Source organism: Streptomyces sp. NPDC001156, from assembly GCF_053598275.1.
In genome coordinates, this window is the sequence record NZ_JBSFJX010000292.1 from 1 (window position 1) to 8,071 (window position 8,071).

Annotated in this window: 5 protein-coding genes and 1 pseudogene; 4 read left to right on the forward strand and 2 right to left on the reverse strand. The window is 69.6% G+C overall.

All coding sequences use genetic code 11. The features are described 5' to 3' along the window. Positions 1-328: 328 nt before the first annotated feature. Positions 329-910, reverse strand: a complete 582-nt coding sequence (locus tag ACWDA7_RS47830) for a hypothetical protein (protein ID WP_450613848.1) — start codon at positions 908-910, stop codon at positions 329-331. A gap of 85 nt (positions 911-995) precedes the next feature. Here ACWDA7_RS47830 and ACWDA7_RS47835 point away from each other — a divergent pair, with 85 nt between their 5' ends. Next, positions 996-1,364 (forward strand): hypothetical protein, encoded by a 369-nt coding sequence (locus ACWDA7_RS47835; RefSeq protein WP_450613850.1) that lies wholly within the window; start codon positions 996-998, stop codon positions 1,362-1,364. Here ACWDA7_RS47835 and ACWDA7_RS47840 read toward each other — a convergent pair. Continuing rightward, the gene (locus tag ACWDA7_RS47840) at positions 1,358-1,564 is read right to left on the reverse strand and encodes a hypothetical protein (RefSeq protein ID WP_450613851.1); all 207 of its coding nucleotides are present in this window, start codon (positions 1,562-1,564) and stop codon (positions 1,358-1,360) included. The genes ACWDA7_RS47835 and ACWDA7_RS47840 overlap by 7 nt on opposite strands. A gap of 266 nt (positions 1,565-1,830) precedes the next feature. Between ACWDA7_RS47840 and ACWDA7_RS47845 the strand changes: the two genes are divergently transcribed. The 3 genes and pseudogenes from ACWDA7_RS47845 to ACWDA7_RS47855 all read left to right on the forward strand — a co-directional run bounded on the left by ACWDA7_RS47845 (position 1,831) and on the right by ACWDA7_RS47855 (position 7,987). After that, complete coding sequence (locus ACWDA7_RS47845; RefSeq protein WP_450613853.1) at positions 1,831-2,190, forward strand: hypothetical protein; 360 nt, start codon at positions 1,831-1,833, stop codon at positions 2,188-2,190. A 98-nt stretch (positions 2,191-2,288) separates the two neighbouring features. After that, positions 2,289-2,468, forward strand: a pseudogene (locus ACWDA7_RS47850) (fic family toxin-antitoxin system, toxin component); the annotation flags it as partial. Positions 2,469-4,033: 1,565 nt separating this feature from the next. After that, positions 4,034-7,987: a carboxypeptidase regulatory-like domain-containing protein gene (locus ACWDA7_RS47855; RefSeq protein WP_450613855.1), complete on the forward strand. Its 3,954-nt coding sequence runs from the start codon at positions 4,034-4,036 to the stop codon at positions 7,985-7,987. Positions 7,988-8,071: the final 84 nt, after the last annotated feature.

Genomic DNA, 8,071 nt, shown 5'->3' on the forward strand with positions numbered 1-8,071 from the left:
AGGAAGCCGGTCAGCGTGGCGTGCTCATCGGCCACCCGCGGAGGTTCGGTCCTCTCCCGGTTGTCCATCGGACCATCATGACAGCGAGGGGCGCACGGCAGTCGGATCTTTGCGGCTGACCTGCGCCGCCGACGACCGGTTGCCGCTCGGCGGTTCGGCTGGAGCCTTCGGAGTGTGGAGGCCGGCCTTGGCATGCGTGCGGTGGTGGCTCCGCCCGGCTCCCGTCGTCGGCCGACGCGGTGGTGCATGGCTGATGGTCTGCGGGGGAGCGTCGGTTGAACGTCGTCGTCTGGGCGTCAGTGGCGTCGTGATGGTCTGCGGGGGAGTGTCAGTTGAACCTCGTCATCTGAGCGTCAGTGGCGCAGGCGCGGCGACCTGGTCGATGGCGCTGACGGGTGATGCTCACCCGTTGCTGACGTGAGTGACGAAAGGCCATGTCATTCTCACGCCGACCGCCACCAAGGTGCGCGGTGATCCGGCCGGCGAGCTGCGGGTCGAGTGCGGGCCTGTCCTCGTGGCGCGGCAGGAAATCGGGGACGGGGCGGGAAAGGTCGCGCAGCACGTAGGCGTTGCAGTCGTCGAGGAGTTTCAGGGCCCAGGTGCGGGCGTGGCGCTCGCCGTGGTCAGCGCGCAGCCGCCAGGTGTGGTTGCGGCCGGTCAGGCAGAAGTCGTGGTCGACCAGCAGACGTCCGGCGCCGACGGCTTCGGCGCGGTCGTGGCGCGGCCACACGGTGTGCAGGACCGCGGCGGGCATTTCCAGGAGCAGGGCGAGGAGGCGTTGGGCACTCAGCGCCATGGCGATGGCGGTGGATTCGTCGAAGAACCTGCGCTGGGCGTACCCGACGAACTTCTCGAACTCCTCAGAAGCTGGCCTGACAGAAACATGCCAAAAGAATGGCTTGGACTGCATTGTTACCCGCACCCGGTTTCGCCATGCTGTCGACCGCGCAGATCTCTCTGCGCGCGACAGGGGAGGACCATTGAAGAGACGAAGGATGATTGCGCTCGCGGCGGCGACCACCGCCGTGGCCGGGCTGTTCCTCGCCCCGGCACCCACGGCGTCCGCGTTGGCCACGTCGTGCTACGGCAGCGCCAAGACCATTAACGGCACCGACGACAATGGCCACTGGCCGCCCGGCGGTTCCACGTACACCACGTCCAATTGCAACGACATTAACGTCAAGATCACCCGGACGATCGACGTGCAGACCTGCTTCGCGCCCACGAGCGGCGGCTACTACTGCAACGGTTGGCGCACGGTCTACGCCAACACCTGGGGGCTGGCCGCCACCGACGTCAAGGACGGCACCAGGTTCTGGTTGTTGTTCACCAGCACCGACGTCCACGGACTCGCCGCCTACTGACCCCCCAAGGGGCTCCGGCGCCGGTCACGTGCGCCGGACCCCCCAGCCAGGCGGTGGGTGTGGGCAGGCCAGCCAGGGTCGCCGTGCGTGTCCAGGAGCACGTCGCCGCGGGCCGTCATCGCGCTGACCTCGACGATGCGCGCCTCGTCGTGCAGTCCGGTGGTCTCCGTTGATGCGGGCGGCGCGGGCTGCTCATCCACACATTCTCGCAGCGTGCACGGATGCGCGAGCCGCTTCACGCTTCGCGGCAATCCGTGTCCGGGCGAGGTCCTCGCCCGTGAAGTGCAGCCGCAGCAAGTATCCCCCAGCCCCCGCACCCCGTAAGCGACCCGCAATCTACCCATCGCGTCCCCTCGCCAACCAGCCCACTTCCACGGTGATTGAAGGATGTCGCGGCACCGCCGAAGTGCCTGCCACGATCTGCCGCGCAAGCGTCCGTCCGAGCAGACCCAAAAGGAGAGCAAACGTGCGTATCGGTAGAGCGGCACTCGGCGGTGCCGCAATTGCCACGGTTGGCATCTTGCTGACCTCCTCACCGGCCTTCGCGGAGACCCTTACCGTCTACCAGGGGGCGGACTACGGGACCTACAACACCTCCACCCGCAACTTCACTGTCTGCGACAAGGAGGCGGACGGCCACCCGGTCTACTCCTACTTCACACTGGTCGGCGGCGGGGAGACGAAGCACGTCTACGACCCCGACAGCTACGGCGGGGCCTGCGGCAGCGGCGGACCGATGAGCACCAGCTACCGCCTGAACACGTACGTGGTGTGCGAGGAGATCGATTTCTGGCCGGACAACTGCAACGCCACAGGGGTCTACTAACAGAGAGCATGCCTCGGTGGTGGCGCCCCCACCTGGGGTGCCACCCCACCGAGAGCGTGCTTCTGAGCCTCGGGGGCCTGGTCCGGAGAGGGCCTGCGCTGCAGCGCTCCAATCTGGCCGTGGCCGCGGCGACCGGTGTCATGTATCTGGAGGCCTCAAACCTCCCGGTCAAGCCCACCCGGGAGGACGCCATAGCCCTGCGCGACCTGCTGCGGGATCCCGGCTGTACCGCCACGCGGATCGCCGCCCTGCTGCGCACCTGGCCGCAGGCCACCTGACCCGAGAGCCACTTCGGCGTCTCGGGAGTATCCGGTCGGTACCGCTGCGCGCCGCTAGTCGGCACTGTCGCCCCCGTCGCTCGGAGGTCTGCACCGGACGCTGCCGATGCAGGCGGCGATGATGGCGCCGACCGCGGTGATACTCGCGGCGACGATCTGTGTCATGGCAATGCCCCTCGCACGGTGCGTCGTTGTGTTCCGCAGCGAGCATCAGCCCCGCCTCCTGCTTCAGGCAACCGCCGACTTCAGCGTTTCCGCAGGTCAAAGGCGGCTTCGGCTTCTCGTTTTCAGTGCCGGACGGGCATTCTCGGAGTCCTGACATCCCCCTATGCGCCTCTCGCAGCCGTCCCGAAAGCAGGAAAGAGAAGGTTGGGGCGGGCTGGGCGGCGGTCGGCACGGCGGGGGACCGGGCGGCCTGAAGCGGTTGTTGCGCGTCGGGCGGGGGCCTCCGCGCTCGACGCCGGGCAGCGCCCGGCGACACAGAGGAGGCAGCGGCCAGTCGGCGGGGTGTAGCGGGACGTGATCACTGCACGGTCGTCACGACGTCGTACCGACGGTTTCCTGACCCTGCTCACGGGATAGCCGTCGAGACCGATCGCCTTGCGGAACCGGATCAGCGGGGACTCGCTGATGCCCGCCGCCGCGGCCGCTTCCGAGATGCTCTGACGACCCGCTGCTCCGCTCTGGCGAGGCCGGGCAAGAACGAACGGATGCGCACCCGAGGGCGGTCAACATCCCGGCCCGTGTTGGCACATACGGACGGCGGGTCACCGCGCCGGCACTGGAGTGGCCGTGTGCATCCGGAGCATCCGGGGTGAAAGCGGGGCGCAAACGGGCGAGTTGCATGTCGGCGGTGGTCGACAGATCAGGCTCGCCGGGTCGGACCCACAAGCCAAAGGGCTGGCAACGCGCCCCGGCCTCGTACCGCTCAGCCTTCCCGAGCCGGACTGCTGGGCGCCGACGCGGCCACTACCCCAGGACACCTGTCGCTTCCCTGGGTCCTGGGCCGCCGCCCGGGTGAACTGCTGATGACGCAGCGCATGGTCGCCCCCGCCTTCTTGCAGGACTGCGCCCCTGGAGGCCGCACCTAGCGCCGCCCGGAAAGGCTCGATGGGCACCGAACTGGCCAGTTGCAGTGCCCAGCGGCTGACTGGCTTGCTCAGTCGTATAAATGTGCCGAGGTGCGGCAGTTGTCACCCGCGGGGTGCCCCGACCTGCGATCTCCCAACTGGCCGCGCCCTCGCCGCCCGGGTCCGCTCGGCCATCGGCATGGACCCCGAGCCGGACATGCTTCGGCTCGCGAGAGTAACTCCGGCCACAAGATTAGGTCAGTTGCCCAATAGTGGCAGCCGGTTCGTCCCGCCCATACTCGTCCGACGAACCGCAGCTGCGAGGCGCTCAGAAGGTGGGCTCTTCGGTCGGTGATACCGACGAGGTGGGTTCGTCGAAGCGCGAGCCCAGAGCCGACGGTCAGGGCTCGGGCCAGGTACCACCCGGACGCGGGAGGCCGACCGGCCACCCGTCACGCCGCCTCCTTCCCCCGCCGACCGAAGGACTGCCCTTCCATGATCAGACTCGGGCGCCTGCGCGCCACTGCAACGATTCTGATATCCGTCTGTCTAGGCCTGTTCGCCGCGACCCAAGCCCCGGCGGCGGCCGCCGCCTCGACGGTCCCGATCCCGCAGACCGCGAGCCATCAGCCCGCGAATACACCCGGCGCGCAGGCCGCCCCGAGTGCTCCGTCGACGAAACCGGCGCCGCAGAAGGCCGGTTACGAGCCCGCCGGCTGCTACACCCCGACCCCGAAGAAGGGGACAGCGAGCTGCTTCGCGCTGGTGCGGACGACCGGTGATCTCCGGACATCCGCCGACGGCCCGCCGTCGACCGCCGTGACGCCGGCCGACCTCCAGGCCGCCTACCGCCTGCCCGCCACCGGCCAGGACCAGACCGTCGCCATCGTGGACGCCTACGGCTACTCGGCCGCCGAGGCCGACCTCGCCGTCTTCCGCCAGCAGTACGGACTCCCCGCCTGCACCACCGACAACGGCTGCCTCCGCAAGGTCGACCAGCGCGGCGGCACCGACTACCCGCCGGACGACGTGGACTGGTCCACGGAGGCTTCCCTCGACCTGGACGCCGTCTCCTCGGCCTGCCCCGCCTGCCACATTTTGCTCGTCGAGGCGGACTCCAACGCCGTGTCCAATCTGGGCGCCTCCGTCAGAACTGCTGTGGCGCTCGGCGCCAAGTTCGTGTCCAACTCCTACGGCGTGCCGGACGCGGCCGCGGCCGGACACGTGAACGACGCCGACTACGACCACCCGGGCGTGGTGGTCACCGCGTCGACCGGCGACATCGGGAACGCGATCGAGTGGCCGTCCTCCGATCCGAACGTCGTCGCGGTGGGCGGCACGTCGCTGACCGCGACCCCGGGCACCTCACGCGGGTGGACCGAGACCGCCTGGTCCAAGGCCGGCAGCGGTTGCTCCTCGTTCGAGCCGCAGCCCGTGTACCAGAGCAACTTGGCAACCGGCTGCGCCAACAAGGCCACGGCGGACATCTCCGCGGACGCCGACCCGATCAGCGGTCTGGCGGAGTACGACTCCCTCGAGGGCGGCTGGGCCCAGGTCGGCGGCACGAGCCTGGCCTCGCCGCTGATTGCCTCGATGTACGCGCTCGCGGGAGCCCCTGCCGCGGGGACTTATCCGGTCACCTACCCCTACGTCCACGCCGGCAGCGGCCTGTTCGATGTCACCGCGGGCTCCAATGGCAGCTGCGGCAACGCGCTGTGCACCGCCGGCCCCGGCTGGGACGGGCCCACCGGGCTCGGCACGCCCAACGGCGTCGCATCGCTGACCATGGGCGCGCAGGGAACCGTCACCGGAAAGGTCACCGACAAGACGAGCGGCGCGCCGCTCGCCGGAGTGCCGGTCGTGGCGACGGACTCCGCCCATCAGCTCACGTTCCGCGCCGTCACCGACAGCACCGGCAGGTATCAGGTCGGCGTCTCCGCCGGTACGTACGAGGTGTCGGTGTCGAAGTTCGGCTACGGGACAGCTGTGGTCAACGGCGTGGTGGTGGCCGTCGGCCGGAGCACCACCGCGGACCTGGCCCTCACGAAGACGCCCGAGCACACGGTGCGGGGGAAGGTCACGGACTCCGGTCACGGCTGGCCGCTCTACGCCAAGCTCACCGTCCCAGGAGACCCGGACGGGCCGGTGTACACCGACCCCGTCACCGGTACCTACTCGATGACCCTGCCCGAACAGGCCAAGTACACCCTGACCGTAGCGCCCGAATTCCCCGGCTACGCACCGTCCGTCGCGACAGTCGCCATCGCAAAGCACAACCTGCATCGCGACCTGTCCGCCGGGCCCGACACGGAGCTGTGCACCGCGCCCGGATACGCGTACCCCGCGCAGGCCGACTTCGACGGCTGGACCACGGCCGCCAAGTACGGCTGGACCGTCGCACGGAACGGCACGGCCACCGCAGGCTGGCGGTTCGACGACCCCGGCCATCGGGGAAACCTCACCGGTAGCCGCGGCGCGGGCGGCTTCGCCACCGCGGACCCGGTGCACGACGCCGACGCGGCCATGGATACCGACCTGACCTCGCCGGTGTTCAGTCTGGTCGGGCAGAAGGACGCCGACCTCAGGTTCAACGCGGCCACCGAACTCGCGACGGGCTCCCAGGCGGACGTGTCGCTCACCGTGGACGGCGGCCGAACGTGGAAGCGGGTGTACCAGGCCGGCGAGGCTGCCGGCGCCGTCGACGTCCCCCTGACACAGGCGCTGGGCCACAGCCAGGTGCAGGTCCGCTTCCACTTCAGCGGCGAGGGCGAGTCGTACTTCCAGCTGTCCGACGTGTCGGTGGGCCGTTGCCGGACGCTCGGGGGCGGGCTGATCGAGGGTCGGGTCACCGACACGAACACCCATCAGCCGCTCGACGGCGCCACCGTGACGGACAGTTCCGCTCCCGCCACGGATCTTTACGCCACCACGACCAGCGCGACCGACCCCGACGACGCGAACCTGCCGGGCGGGTTCTACTGGCTCTACAGCCCGAACGCCGGCACCAACTCCATCACGACGACAGCGGCCCGGTACACGACCGACCGCAGCGCCGTCAGCGCGTCCGGCGCGATCCACACCTACAACCCCGTCATGCAGGCGGGCCGGTTGAAGGTCACGCCCGCCGAGGTGTCGCTGGCGTCCCCGCTCGGAGACAAGGCGAGCAAGGACATCACCCTCACCAACACCGGAACCGCCCCCCTCAAGGTCTCTCTGTTCGAGCAGAACGCCGGCCCGCACGCAACGCCCCCGGCGGCCGGTGACGGGGCGTGGCAGAGCCTGCCCGACTACCCCGCTCCGGTCATCGAGAGCGTCGTGGGATCCTACGCGGGCAGGACGTACTCGGTGGGCGGTACGACCGACTTGCGCGGCGGAGGCCGTGTCGGGCGGGGCACGCTCCTCCCGCACGGTTACGTCTACGACCCGGTAGCCGGGTCCTGGTCGCAGATCGCCGACCTGCCGCAGCTACGGACGGCCGCCACGGGCGCGTTCGTGAACGGCACACTGTATGTCGTCGGAGGCCTGAACTACCCTCCGACAGGAGGCAGCGGCGTGCGGCAGTCCACCACCTTCGCGTACCACCCGGACACTGACACCTGGTCGCAGGTCGCCGACCTTCCGCAAGCGGTGGATCTCGCCAACGCCGCCGTACTCGACGGCAAGTTGTACGTGATCGGCGGTGAGACAGCCACCGGCAGTTCGGCCGCCGCCTACCGGTATGACCCGGCCGGCAACACCTGGACCCGGATCGCCGACTATCCGATCCCCATGGATTCGGGCGGATGCGGCGGAACCGTCGACACCATCGTGTGCGCCGGAGGCGAGAGCGTACCCCCGGTGGGCTTCGCTCCCTTGACGAACACCTACGTCTACCACCCGAAGACCGACACCTGGACGCGTGCCGCCGACATGCCTTACGGCAGCTACCTGGGGGCTTACAACTCCGCCAACGGCGAACTCCAGGTCGCCGGAGGCAAGGCCGTCGGTCCCGGCGGACTCTTCATCGCCACCGACCGCGCCGTACAATACGACCCGGAGGGCGACGTCTGGACCGACCTGCCCCGCATGCCCCAGGGGTTCTACGGCGCAGGACGCGGTACCGGCTGCGGACTGGCCCTGGTCGGAGGAGGGCTGACAGCCGGCACTTTCGGAACCACCGGCGTCACCTCCCTTCCCGGGTTCGACCAGTGCGGTGGCGACGACGTGACCTGGCTGTCGGAGAGCAGCACCACCGTGACCCTGGCGCCCGGGCACTCGGCACGGGTGCGGGTCACCGCCGACGCCGGCGTCCTTGCGTCCCCGGGCGACCACGCGGCCCGCCTGTCCATGATCACCGACTCGCCCTACCTGACCCCCGCCGTCCCGGTCAGCTTCACGACGTACGCCCTCGCCCGGCGGGCGGGGATCTCCGGGACGGTCAGCGACGCGGCCACCGGCAACCGTTCCTAGTCAGTGAGCAGGAGTGGGTCTTGTACCCAGTCCTGGTCAACTGGCGCATCCCGAACGGTGGTGGATGCACTGGTCTCCCGCGTT